The organism is Nocardia sp. NPDC056100 (assembly GCF_042266325.1).
Lineage (GTDB): Bacteria > Actinomycetota > Actinomycetes > Mycobacteriales > Mycobacteriaceae > Nocardia.
Genome location: NZ_JBHJVY010000002.1, coordinates 378317 through 395616, shown reverse-complemented (window position 1 = coordinate 395616; position 17300 = coordinate 378317). Strand labels below are relative to the sequence as shown.

Genomic DNA, 17300 nt, shown 5'->3' with positions numbered 1-17300 from the left:
TCGAGGAGAGAAAAGCATGAGCACACCGACCCAGCGGATCGCGATCGTCACCGGAGCCGCGCGCGGTATCGGCGCGGCCGTGGCCCGTCGCCTGGCCGATGACGGCCTGGCCGTGGCCGTCCTGGATCTGGACGAAAACGCTTGCAAGACAGTCGTGGACGAGATCGTCGCCGCCGGTGGCCGTGCGCTCGCCGTCGGCGCGGACGTCTCCGACGAGACCGCGGTCGCCCAGGCCGTCGAGCGCGTGGCCACCGAGCTGGGAGCGCCGACCGTTCTGGTCAACAACGCGGGCGTGCTGCGCGACAATCTGCTGTTCAAGATGTCCGTCGACGACTGGGACACCGTCATGAACGTGCACCTGCGGGGGTCGTTCCTGATGTCGCGCGCGGTGCAGTCCCACATGATCGATCAGAAGTGGGGACGCATCGTCAACCTGTCGAGCACCTCGGCGCTCGGTAACCGCGGTCAGGCGAATTACGCTGCGGCCAAAGCGGGTTTGCAGGGCTTCACCAAGACCCTCGCGTTCGAGCTGGGCAAGTTCGGTGTCACCGCGAACGCCATCGCCCCGGGTTTCATCGAAACCGATATGACCGCGGCCACCGCCGCACGCGTGGGCGTGCCGTTCGAGGACTTCAAAAAGGCTGTGGTGGCGACGATTCCGGTCGCACGCGCCGGACAGCCCGAGGATATCGCGCATACCGCCTCCTTCTTCGTGAGCGAGGGAGCGGGCTTCGTCTCCGGCCAGGTGATCTACGTGGCCGGCGGACCCAAGAACTGAATCGGGAAGGACCGCAAGCGATGAAGACTTTCGATGGCCTGGGCGAATTGGAGAAGGCGGTCGGCACCCATCTCGGGTACAGCGACTGGCACACCATCACCCAGGAGCGGATCAACCTCTTCGCCGATGCGACCGGGGATCACCAGTGGATCCACGTCGACCCCGAGCGAGCGGCCGCAGGGCCGTTCGGCACCACGGTGGCGCACGGATTCCTGACGCTATCGCTGCTGCCGATGCTGGCCGGGGAGGTCTACACCGTCGAGGGTCTGTCGATGGGAGTCAACTACGGCGCCAACAAGGTTCGCTTTCCCGCACCGGTCCCGGTGGGTTCGCGGGTGCGCGCGGGCGTCGAGCTGATCTCGCTCACCCCGGCGAGCCTGGGCTTCCAGGCGGTCAGCAAGGTGACCGTGGAGATCGAGGGCGTGAGCAAACCGGCCTGCGTGGTCGAGAGCGTCGCGGTCCTGGTGCCGTGATGAGTTCAGCCGAAACCTCGCTCCCCGGTTTGGATCTCGACCGGCTCACCGACTGGCTGGCCACCCATCGGCCGGATCTGGCCAAGGGGCCGTTGCAGGGTCATCTGATCGCGGGTGGTAAATCCAATCTCACCTATGCGATCACCGATGGCACAACATCATTCGTGCTGCGCCGCCCGCCACTGGGCCATGTGCTGGCGACCGCGCACGATATGACCCGCGAACACCGGGTGATCAGCGCGCTGGCCGAGACCGATGTGCCGGTGCCCGATACCTACGCACTGTGCGAGGACACCGAGATCATCGGTGCGCCTTTCTATTTGATGGAATTGGTGGCCGGGACGCCGTATCGCAGGGCACGCGAGCTGGAAGCGCTGGGCCCCGAGCGCACAGCCGTGATCTCGGCCGGTTTGATCGATACGCTCGCCGCATTGCATTCGGTCGATCCGGCCACGGTCGGCCTGACCGATTTCGGGCGACCCGAGGGCTTTCTGGAACGGCAGGTGCGGCGCTGGAAGAAGCAGCTCGACGCTTCGTACTCGCGGGAGCTGCCCTCAGCCGTCGAGCTCCATGAGCTGCTCGCCGCATCGCAACCGCCGCAATCACCCGCGCGGATCGTGCACGGGGACTACCGCCTGGACAATGTGCTGGTCGATGCGAGCGATCATGTTGCGGCAGTGCTCGATTGGGAGATGGCGACCCTGGGTGACCCGCTCACCGATATCGGGCTGCTGCTGGTCTATCAGCGGATGGGCACGCATCGCATTCCCGGCGTCACCGATGTCGCTGCGGCACCGGGGTTCCTGAGCGAATCGGACATGCTGGATCGCTACGCCCAGCGCGCGGGCCTGGACCTATCGCATATCGGGTTCTATGTCGCGCTGGCCTCGTTCAAGCTCGCGGTGATCGCCGAGGGCATTCACTACCGCTATATCCACGGTCAGACCGTGGGCGCGGGTTTCGACAATATGGGAGACATGGTGGACCCGCTGCTGCGTGCCGGGATCACCGCGCTCGGAGAGAACAGATGACCAATCCCGAAGCGGTACGCGAGGATCTGCGCCGGCGCGTAGCCGCCTTGCTCGCCGACAATGATCCGGCCACCACCGATCCGGTGACCTTCCACCGCGCCCGCTTCGATGCGGGGCTGGCGTGGGTGTACTACCCCGAAGGCGTGGGCGGGCTCGGCCTGGATCGCGAATTGCAGCCTTTCGTCGATGCCCTGTTCGAGCAGGCCGGTTCACCGGGCAACAATCCCGAACTCAATGGCATCGGCCTCGGTATGGCCGCACCGACCATCCTGGCCTACGGCACTCCCGAACAGCGGCAACGCTATCTGCGCCCGCTCTGGGCCGGGGAGGAGATCTGGTGCCAGCTGTTCAGCGAACCCGGTGCCGGATCTGATCTGGCGGCCGTGAGCACCCGCGCGGTGCGCGACGGCGATGACTGGATTGTCAACGGACAGAAGGTCTGGACCTCGGTCGCGCATAAGGCGCAGCGCGCGATCCTGGTGGCGCGCACCGATCCGAATCGCTCGAAACACGCTGGGCTGTCGTATTTCATCTGCGATATGACCGATCCGGGCGTGGACGTGCGGCCGCTGCGGCAACTCACCGGTGAGGCCGAATTCAATGAAGTCTTCCTCACCGATGTGCGCATTCCGGACGCGAACCGGCTCGGCCAGGAGGGTGAGGGCTGGCGGGTGGCCAACACCACCCTCAACAATGAGCGCGTGTCCATCGGCGGCCGCCCGGTGCCGCGCGAGAGCGGCATCCTCGGCGCGGTGACCCGCACCTGGCGCGCGCACGCGGAGAAGCACACCCCCGACCTGCATGATCGACTGCTGCGCCTGTGGGTGGAGTCCGAGGCCGCCCGTCTGGCCGCCACCCGGCTGCGCCAGCGCGTTGCGGGCGGGCAGCCGGGTCCGGAGACCTCGGCCCTGAAACTCTCGTTCGCTCGAATCAACCAGCAGCTCAGCGGATTAGAACTCGAACTGCTCGGCGAGGACGGCCTGCGCTACGAGGACTGGACCATGGTGCGCCCCGACCGCGTCGATTTCGCGGGCCGGGACGCGGGCTACCGCTATCTGCGGGCCAAAGGCAATTCGATCGAGGGCGGAACGTCGGAGATCATGCGCAATATCGTCTCCGAACGGGTGCTCGGGCTGCCCGGTGAAGCGCGCGCGGACAAGGACATCGCCTGGAAGGACCTGATCCGATGAGCGAGGACATCCTGCTGCTCGACACCGATGTCGAGACGGCGCTGCGCGGTGCGGTGCGGAGTCTGCTGAATGACCGGTGTGATTCGACGGCGGTGCTGGCGGCCTATGCCGGAGATCGATCGCTGTCGCGTTCGCTGTGGAAGACGATCACCGCGGAATTGGGGTTGGCCGGGTTGCTGATTCCCGAGAACCGTGGCGGCGCAGGCGGTTCGGCGCGCGATGCCGCAGTGGTGCTGGAGGAGTTGGGGCGTTATGTGGCTCCGGTGCCTTTCCTGACCAGCAGCGTGATCGCGGCGACCGTGCTGCTCGCGGGCGATTCCGAACTCGTGGGTCAACTCGCCTCGGGTGAACGCACCGCAGCGCTGCTGGCACCGTTCTCGGCGGCGACCGTCGAGCAGATTCCTGCCCTCGTCAAGGATGCCGAGGGCAGGCTGTCGGGGCGGGTGACAAGTGTGGCCGGAGCGCTCGATTCCGATGTGCTGCTGGCGGCGGTGCAGACACCGCAGGGCACCGAGGTGCATGCCATCGAAACCTCGCTGGCATCAGTCGAACCGGTGATCTCCCTCGACATGACTCGCCCCCTGGCCGATATCACCGTCGATTCCGCACCCGGGCAGGTCGTCGTTGCGGCCGGAGCCGGATTGCCCGCGCTGCGTGTGGGTTTGGCGACCGGTGCGGCACTGCTGGCGTCCGAGCAGGTCGGTCTCGCGGCCTGGTGCCTGGACACCACCGTGCAGTACCTGAAGGTGCGGCGGCAGTTCGGGCGCGTGGTCGGCGGCTTCCAGGCGCTCAAGCACCGGCTCGCCGATCTGTATGTCGAACTCGAATCCGCCAGTGCGGCAGCCCGATATGCCGCCGGGGCGCTGGCCGAGAATGATCCCGACGCCGCGATCGCCGGTGCTGTGGCGGCGGCGTACTGCGGTGAGATCGCGGTACATGCCGCCGAGGAAGCGGTGCAGCTGCACGGCGGGATCGGCATGACCTGGGAATATCCGGCTCATCTGTATCTCAAGCGCGCCAAGGCCGATCAGATCGGGCTGGGCAACCCCGCCTACCACCGATCGGTGCTGGCCGAGCTGATCGACCTGCCACTCGGACGGGACTGACACCGCATGTGCCGCAACGTAAACGACGATCAGGAGTAGCGATGTTCGAACTCTCGGGCAAGGCCCTGCGGTACCGGGACGATCTGCTCGCCTTCATGGATGAGCACGTCTATCCGGCCGAGCCGATCTTCGAAGCTCAGATGACCGAATCCGGTGACCCGCACTATCAACCGCCGATCCTCGAAGAGCTCAAGACCGAGGCGCGCAAGCGCGGGCTGTGGAATCTGTTCCATCCGCATCCCGAACTCGGTGCGGGGCTGACCAATTCCGAATACGCACCGCTGGCCGAGATCATGGGCCGCAGTGCGCATCTCGCGCCCGAGGCCACCAATTGCAGTGCGCCGGACACCGGCAATATGGAGGTGCTGACGCTGTTCGGCACCGAGGAGCACAAGCGCGAATGGCTCGCTCCCCTGCTCGCCGGGGATATCCGCTCGGCGTTCGCCATGACCGAACCCGCGGTCGCGAGCTCCGATGCCACCAACATCCAGTTGCGGATGGATCGTGACGGCGACGAGTACGTGCTCAATGGCCGTAAGTGGTGGACCTCCAACGCATTACACCGCAACTGCAAGGTGCTCATCGTGATGGGCAAGACCGATGTCGAGGCGGCAACCCATCGCCAGCAGTCCATGATGGTGGTCCCGATCGATACCCCCGGGGTGACTGTGGTGCGCGGGCTGACCGTATTCGGCTACCAGGACCGCGAAGGGCATGCCGAAGTCATCTTCGACAACGTCCGGGTGCCCACCACCGCGCTGCTGGCCGGGGAAGGCGACGGATTCATGATCAGCCAGGCCCGCCTGGGCCCGGGCCGCATCCACCACTGCATGCGGGCCATCGGCATGGCCGAGCGGGCGCTGGATCTGATGATCGATCGGGCGCAGTCCCGCACGACTTTCGGTGCGCCGGTGGCGGATCGGGCCAATATCCAAGACTGGATCGCCGAATCCCGTATCGAGATCGAGATGGTCCGGCTGCTCACACTCAAGGCCGCGTATCTGATGGACACCGTCGGAAACAAGAACGCGCGCACCGAGATCGCCGCCATCAAGGTCGCCGCGCCGGAGATGGCGCTCAAGGTGATCGACCGCGCCATTCAGGTGCACGGCGGCGGTGGCGTGTCCGGGGACTTCCCGCTGGCCGCCATGTACGCCCACGTGCGCACGCTGCGGCTGGCCGACGGGCCGGACGAGGTACACAAGCGCACCATCGCCCAGCGTGAACTGCGACGCCGCGATCCCTCCTGGGGCCGGAAAGGCTGACGCGCCCAAGTGAATTCGACCTATTCGAGAAGGAGTCCCGCATGACGAAAACCCAGCAGGTGCTGCTGGCCGAACGGCCGACCGGGCTGACCACCGCGGACACCTGGAACGTGGTGACGACCGAACTCCCCGCCCTGGAAGCGGGCCAGATTCTGGTGAAGATCAACTTCATCTCCCTGGATCCGGCCATGCGCGGCTGGCTCAACGATGTGCGCTCATACCTGCCGCCCGTCGGGATCGGTGAGGTGATGCGCGCGCTCGATATCGCCACCGTCATCGAGTCCACGCATCCGGACTATGCGGTCGGCGATACGGTCAGCGGCACCTTCGGTGTCACCGAGTACGCGGTCAGCGACGGCCGAGGCGTGCAGAAGGTCGACTTGAACGTGGCGTCGGGCCCCACCTGGCTGGGCACGCTCGGAATGCCCGGTATGACAGCGTATTTCGGCCTGCTCGAGGTCGGGAAGCTGAAAGAGGGCGACGTCGTACTGGTGTCGGCGGCCGCGGGTGCGGTCGGCAGCATCGCCGGGCAGATCGCGAAAGCCAAGGGCGCCACCGTGATCGGTATCGCGGGCGGTGCCGAGAAATGCCGAATGCTCACCGAGGAACTGGGTTTCGACGCCGCCATCGACTACCGCGCGGGAAATGTGCTGCGGCAGATACGCGAAGCCGCCCCCAAGGGCATCGACATCTACTTCGACAATGTCGGCGGTGAGATCCTCGATGCCGCACTGGCCAACCTGCGCCGCGGCGCACGCGTGGTGCTGTGCGGGGCGATCTCGGCCTACAACGAGGAGAAGCCGCCGCCGGGACCCTCGCGCTATATGTCTCTGCTGGTCTTCCGCGCGTCGATGATCGGATTCGTGGTCTTCGACTACGCCGACCGGTATGCCGAAGCCGGTGCGCAACTGGCGCAGTGGATCGCCGAGGGTCGCATCAAGAGCCGCGAACACGTCGTCGAGGGCGGTATCGCCCAGTTCGGTGACACCCTGAACATGCTGTTCAGCGGCGCGAACACCGGCAAGCTCGTCTTGGCGCTCTGAACGCGGAGCGTCCCCCGCCTACCATGCCGGGGGACGCTCCCCAGCACATGCCTGCTGACATGTCACGGTCCGACCGATGGGAGACTGGCCAGGTGACCGAACCAGCCGACCGCTCACGCGCGGACGACACTCGCGCCCGGCTGATCGATGCCGCCGTCATCGCCTTCGCCGAACGCGGCTTCCACGGCTCCACCACCCGAGACGTCACCTCCATCGCGGGCCTGAGCACCGCCGCCATCTACGTGCACCATCGCTCCAAAGAGGAACTCCTCTACCAGATTTCGCGCGTCGGCCACCAGGACACCCTCGAACGCGTCCAATCCGCCATCGCCTCCTCCCCCGACCCCACCGAACAACTCATCACCCTGATGCGCGACTTCGCCATCCACCACGCCCGCGCCCACACCGTCGCCCGCGTCATCAACTACGAACTCGCCGCCCTGTCCCCCGAGCATCAGCGCGAGATCAAAGACATCCGCCACACCATCGACACCGAAGTCCGCACCCTCATCGAACGCGGCGTCACCGACGGCTCCTTCGACAACCCCAACCCCCACATGGCCGCCGTAGCCATCCTGTCCCTCGGCATCGACATCGCCCGCTGGTACCACGACAACGGCCCCTGGACCCCCGAAGACCTCGGCGACTACTACGTCGACCTGGCCCTGCGCATCGTCGGCGCGCGCCATCCGGACAAGCGGTAGTACACCGTAGTCGCTGCCCGATCCCGGTTTGCGGGGCATGTTTAGGCACGCTAGGTTTTCAGAAGTTCCAAGTGCTGTGCCATGATCAGCCAGGCTCTTCGGGGGGTATGGGCCAGCAAGATGACGGCGTGCCTGAAAGCCCTTACGCGCCAATGCATTTGGCTAATCGCGGGCAGTGGTGAATGTGGGGGTTTGACAGATGTCAGCGATTACATCGACATGGGAGTGGATTCCGTCGTGGATTCTAACCTTGCTGAATTTCGGGATGTCCTATCCCGACGGTGATGAGGACGATCTATGGGCCCTAGGTGATGCGTGGAAGGCGGCGGCCAAGGAGCTCGAGGGTCTGATACCGGATGTGAAGGCGGCCACCGATTCGACCCAGCAGTTCTACTCTGGCGAAGGTTCGGAAAAGGCACTCGCGGAGTTCGCCAAACTCTTTGACAGCGGCGATCACTCGCTATACACCCTGGTCAAAGGTCTCGAGGACCTCGGCGAGCGGACCCGGGAGGCGGGTACCGAAGTCGAGTACACCAAGATCATGGAGGCTGGATTCGCTGCGCTCACCGCCTATAGCGTGTACGCGTTGATCGCAGCATGGCCGTGGGGATCGGCGGCGGTGCCGGCGGCAATCGCGGCCGGGCGTGAAGCTATCTCACTGGCGGCTGAGCAGGGTGCCCGCCAACTTGCGATGCAGATGGCCAAAGCCGGATTGCGCAACGCCGCAAAGGTATACCTGAAAGACATCGCCATCACCGGCCTCAAGGTCGGTGCGCAGGGCTTGGCCCTGGACCTGGGTATCCAGGGCTATCAGGTGCTGGCCGACCACCGCAACAGCATCGACCCCGCCCAAGCTGCCCGCACTGCGTTGGAGTGGGGCGTCGGCGGTGCGGTTGCCAGGGGTGTCGCTCCAGGCTTCACCAAGATTCTGGGCCATACTCCCCTTTCCCCTGCCAGCCGCGGTTTCCTCGGCGGCGGATTGTCTGGTCTGGCAGGTGGTTTCGGCATGTACGGCACCGATATCGCCTGGCAAGTAGGCGACCAATTGGTGCATGGCAACCTCGACTGGAGCAAAGTCAACACGACCCTGAATCCGGCGATGCTCGCCGCGGGTTTCGGGCTCGGCGCGGCGCATGGTGTGCGCGCGGCCGCCAAGCCCGGTGGTACGACGCATCTGCCCGAGGGCACTTCCCCACACCCCTCGGGGGGCAAGCCTGATGTGGTGACCCTCGATACCAGCCACAGTCCGGACACAGCTAAATCGACCGCGTCCGTCCATGGCGAGGGTGCCCCTGCCGAGGCTAGGGATACACCCGGTGGTTCCCACAGCAACGAGCCGACCAATATTCGCGAGGAGTCGCGGCCGTCGCATGTAGTCGACGGGCCGAAACAATCTGCAGCGACACCCGCATCCACCGAGACACGCTCAGGAGTACCTGATCCTCGAGCCGACGCTGCGGAGACCCACACTGGAGCTGCGAATTCACCAACGCGGGTCGACACCGCTACCGCCGACCACGGCAAGGCAGCGGTGTCGGGTGACCGAACCCAAAGCACGGCTCCGGCGGACAGCGCTGCACGGAGCGCACCGACAGGCGAGCGCAGCCCGTCCGTTACGCCCTCCGACCGGACGATGGCACCTCGCGATTCGGCTCCGACAGGCCAGCCTGCCCCTGGCGACCGAGCGCCTTCTCGCGCTGGCGCCCCCGCAACGCCAGGTGATCGTCCGTCGAATATCACAGCCGGACAACATGACCGACCTGCACCGAGCGAACGCCCCATGGCTGATACGCAAGCCTCGGCGCCGCCTGTGGAGCGTGTGTCCCCCAGTGCCGACAAGCCATCCACGACCGGTGAACCAGAGCCCGGACGCCAAGATGAGAAGGCCCCCAACGAGTCCGAGCATGATGTACGAGAGGCCGCTGACAACTCGCCGGGCGGGCACGACTCAGGGTCCATCGAAGGAGCGATCGATCCTTCGGCCAAAACCCACGACGGAGCCGCCTTCGATGCAGCGCACGAGAAGTCGGCAGAAAACGGTCGCACCCCCGAACACACCCAAGAATGCGGCGATCCCGTCGATGTGGCGACCGGCGAATTCTTGCTGCCGGAAACCGATCTCTCGCTGCCCGGTGTACTCGCGCTGGTACTGAAGCGCCGCCACCGCTCGAACTACCGCTTCGGCCGCTGGTTCGGCCCGTCGTGGTCGGCGACCCTGGATATGCGTCTGGTCGTGAGCGCCCAGGGAGTCAGCTTCATCGGGGAAGATGGTGTGCTGCTGGCCTACCCGCACCCGGTTACCAATGCGCCGGTAATTCCCCTCACCGGTCTACTGCGTTGGACTTTGACTCGGACCGACGCGGGGGTTTACAACGTGTGGGATCCCGAACAAGAACGGACCTGGTACTTCGCGCCTGCTACGGGGCATGCCGGGGTCGATAGCCAACTCGGTACATACGCAATTGCAGCAATCAGCGACCGACACGGCAACCACGTGCACTTCGACTATGACATCGATGGCAACCCTACGGAGATCACGCACAGCGGCGGATACCGAGTGCGTGTCGCCACTGCGGACGGTCGCGTCACCGGCTTGGCGGTCGCCGATGGTGAGTCTTTCGTCTTGGTCAAAGAGTTCGGTTATGCCGCAGGACAACTGGTGAGGGTCACCAATGCGGCGGGCGCAACCACCAGCTACGCCTACGACGACCATCGTATGGTGTCGTGGACCGACTCCAATGGCAATCATCTGGCCAACGGCTATGACGAGTCAGGTCAGGTAGTCCGCCAGCTCGGGCCATCGGGTGTGCTCAACGCCGAATTCGACTATCTGCCTGCCGAAGACGGGTCCGGAAGCGTCACCATCCATACCGATTCCCTCGGCGCTCGCACCACCTTTCGCTTCGACAGCACATTACGACTATGCGAGCTGGTGGATCCGCTTGGCTATCGCACCACCGTCGCCTACGGCGTAGATCGCCGGCCGGTTCGAGTCGTGGCGCCCGACGGTGCTACCACGCTTTATAGCTACACCGAGCACGGTGATATTGCCCGGATAACGCGTCCCGACGGACGGCACGTCGAAATGGAATACCACGCTGGCCACCGTCCCAGCCGGATCACCGACGCCGATGGCACAGTCCGAATTCGCGAATGGGACACCAACGGGAACCTCATCGCCGTTGTTGATCCGTCGGGAGCACGTACTGCCTACTCCTACCATCGGTGTGGAGCGATCGCGACGATCACCGAGCCGAATGGCGCGACCACCCAGATCACGGTCAACTCCGCTGGTCTGCCGATTCGGGCCATCGATCCTCTCGGGGCCGAAACCACAGTCGAACACGACGATTTCGGTCGCACCATCCGTGTAACCGATGCCATTGGCGAGCAAATCCACTACCGCTGGTCGTCCAATAGTCAACTCCTACAGCGCATCACCGCAGATGGCAAAGGTGACCGCTGGACCTATGACGGCGAAGGCAACGTCCTCACCCATACCAACCCGGCAGGCAGCACCACCCGATCCACCTATGGTGCGTTCGACCTCCTGGCCAGCCGCATCGACCCCAATGGTGCTGTCACGACTTACACCTGGGACACCGAGCGTCGCCTGTCCGCCGTCACCAACCCGAACGGCGAAACCTGGCACTACACATACGACTCCGCTGGCCGCCTTGCCTTGGAGACCGACTTCGCCGGCGCCACAACCTGCTACGAACGCGACTCGGCCGGGCGCACCATCTCGATAACCCCAGCCACGGGCGTTACCCGCTATCACGGCCATGACGTTCTCGGTCGCCTGACGACCATCACGACAGATGCGGGTGACTGGATCGAGTACACCCACGACACATCCGGCCGACTACTCAGGGCCACCAATGGCCACAGCGAAAATCTCTCCCATACACTCGAATTCACCTACACACTCACTGGGCAACTAGCGTCCCAGCAGCTCGACGACCAGCCCGCTATGAGGTTCGACCATGACGTCCTAGGCCGTCGTGTCCGCCGCACAACCCCATCTGGTGCCGAAACCCGTTGGTATTACGACTATTCAGGCCGGACCAGCGGTCTATCCGCAGATGGCCACGACATCAACTTCACCTACGACCCTACTGGTCGCCTCGCCCGATGGCAGTTGGGCGAAGTAGCCGTGGACAGCATTTACGACCACGTTGGTCGCGTAGTTCGTAAAGATGTTCTCGCCAACCCGGTGCGACTACTCAATCTGGGCTTCGACTCCGCCCCCCGCATTGCCCCGGAGCAGCTTCGTTCAGACGAATACACTTGGCGTTCAGACGGATATGTCACCCGTCATGCAACCCGGTACAGCAACACGGCGGCGATCCAGCGCGACTACGAGCTGGACTCGCTGGGCCGGGTGACTTCGCTCACCGGTACCGGTACCGACGCTGAACGATATACCTACGATGCGCTGGGCAACATCGTCGGCGACCAGAGTTCTGCCCTCGATTCGTCGGCCACTGCCGCAACTGTTGTTGCCGAGTTCGACGCGGCAAGAACGCCAGAAGCGCCCCGCCGCAACGAGTTCCGCGGAAACCTCCTGATCCGCGATGGGCGCACCCAGTACACCTACGATGCCTCGGGCCGCCTCATCCGCAAGGTCACGACTCGCATCTCCCGAAAGGCGGACGTCTGGCACTACCGGTACAACAGCCTCGACCAGCTCACAGATGTTTGGACACCTGGCCGTCAATGGTGGCACTACACCTACGATGCCTTCGGCCGTCGCATCAGCAGACAGCATCTCGCGACCGATGGAACCGTCCTCGAACAGGTCGACTACACCTGGGATGGCACCCATCTCACCGAACAGGTCACCAGCCAAACCACGACACGTTGGCACTATCAGCCGGGCACGTACACACCGCTGACCCAATCTGATCAAAGTGCGATCGACCGACAGTTCTATGCCATCGTCACCGACCTCGTCGGAAGTCCAGTCGAGCTGATCGACCCCACCACAGCCCAGTCGGTAGCACGGGCATCCACTCTCTTGTGGGGGCTGACCGTGTGGCGGGGCGAAGCCGCCACGCCCCTACGATTTCCTGGTCAGATCGAAGACCCTGAAACAGGTCTGCACTACAACTTCTTCCGCACCTACGACCCTGTCACCGGCCGATTTCTGACCCAGGATCCGCTGGGCCTTGCACCTGCTCCCAATCCGAACACCTACCCGCACAACCCTCTGACTTGGCTCGATCCACTTGGATTGACACCATGCAGTCCGGGTACGCAAGACGATGCGTTACTCGCGTTGAACCGTGCAGAAGAACTGCAGTCCACACGAAACGATTATTTTATGGCCGACCAAAAGGGCACCACAGCGGTTATAGGCGTGTTCGATACCGTAACCAGGCAATTTGTCGTACGCATCGGAATAAATGGCTCGGGATCCATGCCAGCGAATTGGGTTCTGAAGCCGGGAGAACAGTTTGTTCAAGCGCCCGGCCATGCCGAAGAGGGAATTATCAATTCCCTGGGGCCTAACGAGGTTGCCGTTTATGGTGCTGCCTCCAGAAATTTCTGTCTCGATATTTGCTTGCCGATGATCGATGGAAACGGCATAGAAATCGGCGGTGTCGGTATCCGCGGTCACTCGGCACAGAACTCGGCCTATACAATCTTCTGGACCAAGTAGGAGAGGAACAAGCGAATGGCTCGCAACGTCGAGGTTTATCGATCGCTGCAGTCTGCAGACGCGCAGGCGCTCAGCATCTTTGCGTTGGCGTGCGCGGAACGCGGAAGTGGGATCTTTCGCACAGTAGCTTCCAGCGCCGACCGCGAATGGTACTCACGTATCCTCGAACTGGCATGGAGAGCTGCTGTGGGCGAAGCGGCCGAGGACGAATTGGTCGAGGTAATCGACGAATTCGAAACGCGAGCAGGATCGTCCGAGGACGACGAAGGCGATGATCCTGACAGTCGGGAATTTTCGGCTTTGCAGTCCGCGATGCTGGCGGTGAACGCGATTGCGGTGTATCTCTCTCCGAGTCCAGCGCGCGCCGAATTGTCAGGACAAACTCTGGAAACGTTGCTGAGTAGCTTTGATTTCAAACTGGGCGGAAGCCGTGCAGTGATTGTCAGCGCTGGCGAATCGGGGCCACCTCCGGGGCCCCTTCAGCAAATGGAGCAGGATGCGCAGACCGCGATTATGCGGGAGATTGCCAACGGAGCTGAATTGTCGAGTGAGTTTCTCGACAGCCTTCGCACAACATGCCAGATTGCTCGCGATGATATCGCGGCCGCAACCTTAGCGGTGGCGGAGGTTTCCGGCTGGGACACGGTCGACACCGAAGACTGACCGTAGCAACGGGTCTCATCCCAAATCTCCTCACAAACACCCCCGACTTGAAGTCACATAGGTGACCACGTTCCGGGTTCGGCGGGATTTGCGCAGGTAGCGGCTATTGTTGGCTGTCGCTCACCTCAGCGAGCGGATTTTCGACTGCCTTGGGATATGCCCGGATGTGATCGGAGGCCGCTGTGAACGCGTCGCGCGACTGGAGCGACGAGATGGTCACGTCGGCGCAGTGGCTGTTGGTGACAGTCGCGATCACGGCGGTCGTATTCCTGGTGGTCGCGGTGTTGCTGCTGCGGATGACGCAGTGGGGCAGGCATTTTCGCGCGGTGACGGGTGCGTACTTCACCGGTCCCGAAGCGCTGCGCACTCTTCCGTTCATCGGGGTGCTGCTGTTGAGTGCGGTGTTGTCGGTGCGGGTGAAGGTGCTGTTGTCCTATCAGGGCAACGATATGTTCTCCTCGCTGCAGGACGCGGCGGCGGCGATCGGCGGCGGAGACGGCGGTGCGCTGGACGCCGCCGAACACGCGTTCTGGCATTCGCTGATGGTGTTCGCTGTCCTCGCGGTGATCGAGGTGATTCGTACTCAGCTGGATTTCTATCTCGGCCAGATCTTCGAGATCGGTTGGCGTGACTGGTTGACCGAGCGCATGAGTGGGGCGTGGATCGACCATCAGGCGTACTACCGGGGACGGTTTATCGACGCGCCCATCGATAACCCTGATCAGCGTATTCAGCAGGATGTCGGGGACATGATCTCCGGGGCGCGCTCACTCTCACTGGGAGCGGTCACCGCGGTGGTGTCAGTGGTGTCGTTCACCCGAATACTGTGGGACCTGTCCCAGCCGCTGAGCATCGCCGGACTCGAAATCCCCAGGGCCATGGTTTTTCTCGTCTTCGCGTACGTGATCGTCGCGACGACGATCGCCTTCCGCATCGGCCGCCCGTTGATCCAACTCGGGTTCGACTATCAAGCCGCGACAGCGAACTTCCGCTACGCGCTGGTCCGGCTGCGCGACAATGCCGAACGCGTCGCGTTCTATCGGGGAGAGGAGTCCGAAAGGCACTCCCTGCGCGCACTTTTCGCCGAGGTGCTGCGCGTCTATCGCCGTCTGGTGTACTTCACCACCCGCTTCATCGGCTGGAACCAGGCCGCCACCGAAACAGCCTCGGTACTGCCGTGGCTCCTACAGGCCTCCCAATTCTTCTCCGGCAAGCTGACTCTCGGCGATGTCCAGCAGACAGGTACGGCATTCGGGCAGATCCAGAGCTCACTATCGTTCTTCCGCAACAGCTACAGCAGCTTCGCGTCGTTCCGCGCGACACTGCTCCGGCTCGAGGGACTACTCGACGCGGATGCGCGATCGCGCGAGTTGCCCCGGATCGAAGCGCGAGCGCTGGAGCACTCGGTGGAACTGAGCGCGGTGCACGTCTACCGACCCGACGGCGAGATTCTGGTCCAGGATCTGAACCTGCTGCTGACCGCGGGCGACGCGGTGGTGGTGCGCGGACTCTCCGGCACCGGCAAGACCACCCTGTTGCGCGCACTGGCCGAAATGTGGCCTTACACAACCGGTATCGTCGGCAAACCGGAAACCCCCGGCACGCTGTTCATCTCCCAACTGCCCTATCTGCCGCTCGGTGATCTGCGCACGGCCATCACCTATCCCGCCCCACCGGACGGTGCCACGGACGCCGAGTTGCGCTCCGCACTGACCAAAGTGCAACTCGGCCATCTCACCGATCGCCTGGACGAAAGCGCCGACTGGGCAAACATTCTCTCGACCGGTGAACAACAGCGCCTGGCCTTCGCCCGCATCCTCCTGATCCGCCCGAGCGCGGCATTCCTGGACGAGGCGACCTCGGCGGTGGACGAGGGCCTGGAATTCGCCCTCTACGCGCTGATCCGCACCGAACTCCCCGACCTCATCCTGATCAGCACCGCCCACCGCCGCACCGTCGACCAACACCACACCGCCACCCTCGAACTCACCCGCGGCGGCGAATGGTCGTATCGGGCAACGTCCACGACATGATCCGCACCGGCCCCCGAGCCACACACCCGCTCGGAGGCCGCCGCAAATCACCGGTCCGGCACCAGCTTTCACCCCACCCACCCGTTCGGTTCAGCGGTGATGTCAGCTGCGGAGTTGCCGGAAGAACGCGCGAATGTCGTCGACGAACAGGTCGGTGACTTCGAAAGCCGGGAAGTGGCCGCCTTCGGCGTGGTCGCGGAAGAAGGCGACGCTGTCACCGGCACCCAGGACCTTGCGAACGAAAGCGTCGCTGTAGAACAGGGATTGGCCTTGCGGCACCGCCGAGGTATCGCCCCAACCCGGGTTGGCCGCGTGGGCGAGTTCCCAATAGAAGTCGGCTGCCGCGGGGCCGGTGCGGGTGAACCAGTAGAGACTGGCGGTGATCAGGACGTTGTCGCGGCTGATCGGGGTTGCGGGGTTGGCCCACTCGACGAATTTCTCCGCGATCCACGCCAATTGCAGGATCGGGGAGTCGGCCAGACCCGCCGACAGGGCGTTGGGTTCGGTCTGATGCAGGACCTTGTAGCCCTTCATCTGCGACCACGTGTATTGCGCGTGTTCGAGTTGTTTCTGTTCGTCGGGATCCAGACCGGATGGCACCGGCAAGTCCTCCCCGACCATGCCGACCTGCAACCGGTCACCGTGGGTGTGCGCACCGATCACCCGGTCCGGTAGCAGCGTTGCCACCCGGCCGGTCACCCCGGCACCGAGGTCGCCGCCCTCGACGCCGAATCGGTCGTAACCGAGCCGGGTCATCAGCTCGCCGAACGCGAGCGCGGTCCGTTCCATGTTCCAGCCGCGCGCTGAGAGCGGACTGGAGAAGGCGAACCCGGGCAGTGACGGTATGACGAGGTGGAACGCGTCGGCCGGGTCGCCGCCGTGAGCGCGCGGATCGGTCAACGGCCCGCTGGCGGCGAGGAATTCGACGAACGAGGTCGGATAGCTGTGGTTGAGCAGTAGCGGCGTCGCGTTCGGCTCGGGCGAGCGCAGATGCAGGAAGTGGATCCGCTGCCCGTCGATCTCGGTGAGAAAGTGCGGGTAGCGATTCAACTCGGATTCGTGCGCGCGCCAATCGAATCCGTCGGCCCAGTAGGCGGCCAACTCGCCCAGATAGTCCGGGGCGATGCCGTGGTCCCAGTCCGCGCCGGTGCCGGGCACGGGGTGTGGGGAGCGGGTGCGGGCCAGTCGGTCACGCAGATCATCGAGCTCAACCTGCGGAATATCGATCCGGAAGGGAATGATGTCAGCGTTCATGTGGATCAATCTAGAATTCGCGCAGGTCCGAATCTGTCCTAGTTCGCCGCACCGCGATCGTGTCGCCCACCACACCACCCGAGCCGAGGAACTCA

12 protein-coding genes are annotated in these 17300 nt (G+C 64.1%); 11 read left to right on the top strand and 1 reads right to left on the bottom strand.

The features are described from left to right. Window positions 1–16: 16 nt before the first annotated feature. From fabG to ACFC0O_RS13350, 11 genes are all read left to right on the top strand, one after another. Window positions 17–778 carry a 3-oxoacyl-ACP reductase FabG gene (fabG, locus tag ACFC0O_RS13400; RefSeq protein ID WP_375957143.1) on the top strand — a complete coding sequence of 254 codons (762 nt, stop codon included), beginning with the start codon at window positions 17–19 and terminating at the stop codon, window positions 776–778. A 20-nt stretch (window positions 779–798) separates the two neighbouring features. After that, the gene (locus ACFC0O_RS13395; RefSeq protein WP_375957140.1) at window positions 799–1251 is read left to right on the top strand and encodes a MaoC family dehydratase; all 453 of its coding nucleotides are present in this window, start codon (window positions 799–801) and stop codon (window positions 1249–1251) included. After that, window positions 1251–2282 (top strand): phosphotransferase family protein, encoded by a 1032-nt coding sequence (locus tag ACFC0O_RS13390; protein ID WP_375957137.1) that lies wholly within the window; start codon window positions 1251–1253, stop codon window positions 2280–2282. Before ACFC0O_RS13395 ends, ACFC0O_RS13390 begins: the two co-directional genes overlap by 1 nt. After that, on the top strand, window positions 2279–3472 hold the full coding sequence (locus tag ACFC0O_RS13385; RefSeq protein ID WP_375957134.1) for an acyl-CoA dehydrogenase family protein: 1194 nt from the start codon (window positions 2279–2281) through the stop codon (window positions 3470–3472). The genes ACFC0O_RS13390 and ACFC0O_RS13385 overlap by 4 nt, the downstream gene beginning before the upstream one ends. Next, window positions 3469–4578 (top strand): acyl-CoA dehydrogenase family protein, encoded by a 1110-nt coding sequence (locus tag ACFC0O_RS13380; protein WP_375957131.1) that lies wholly within the window; start codon window positions 3469–3471, stop codon window positions 4576–4578. The genes ACFC0O_RS13385 and ACFC0O_RS13380 overlap by 4 nt, the downstream gene beginning before the upstream one ends. A 41-nt stretch (window positions 4579–4619) precedes the next feature. Continuing rightward, complete coding sequence (locus ACFC0O_RS13375) at window positions 4620–5843, top strand: acyl-CoA dehydrogenase family protein (RefSeq protein WP_375957128.1); 1224 nt, start codon at window positions 4620–4622, stop codon at window positions 5841–5843. A gap of 41 nt (window positions 5844–5884) precedes the next feature. Further along, window positions 5885–6886 carry an NADP-dependent oxidoreductase gene (locus ACFC0O_RS13370; RefSeq protein WP_375957125.1) on the top strand — a complete coding sequence of 334 codons (1002 nt, stop codon included), beginning with the start codon at window positions 5885–5887 and terminating at the stop codon, window positions 6884–6886. Window positions 6887–6978: 92 nt separating this feature from the next. Continuing rightward, complete coding sequence (locus ACFC0O_RS13365; protein ID WP_375957122.1) at window positions 6979–7590, top strand: TetR/AcrR family transcriptional regulator; 612 nt, start codon at window positions 6979–6981, stop codon at window positions 7588–7590. A gap of 265 nt (window positions 7591–7855) precedes the next feature. Continuing rightward, window positions 7856–13255 carry a DUF6531 domain-containing protein gene (locus ACFC0O_RS13360; protein ID WP_375957119.1) on the top strand — a complete coding sequence of 1800 codons (5400 nt, stop codon included), beginning with the start codon at window positions 7856–7858 and terminating at the stop codon, window positions 13253–13255. A 15-nt stretch (window positions 13256–13270) separates the two neighbouring features. Then, complete coding sequence (locus tag ACFC0O_RS13355) at window positions 13271–13918, top strand: hypothetical protein (RefSeq protein ID WP_375957116.1); 648 nt, start codon at window positions 13271–13273, stop codon at window positions 13916–13918. A gap of 212 nt (window positions 13919–14130) precedes the next feature. After that, window positions 14131–15951: an ABC transporter ATP-binding protein/permease gene (locus ACFC0O_RS13350; protein WP_375960708.1), complete on the top strand. Its 1821-nt coding sequence runs from the start codon at window positions 14131–14133 to the stop codon at window positions 15949–15951. A gap of 102 nt (window positions 15952–16053) precedes the next feature. Here ACFC0O_RS13350 and ACFC0O_RS13345 read toward each other — a convergent pair whose 3' ends face one another. Next, window positions 16054–17205: an epoxide hydrolase family protein gene (locus ACFC0O_RS13345; RefSeq protein ID WP_375957113.1), complete on the bottom strand. Its 1152-nt coding sequence runs from the start codon at window positions 17203–17205 to the stop codon at window positions 16054–16056. Window positions 17206–17300: the final 95 nt, after the last annotated feature.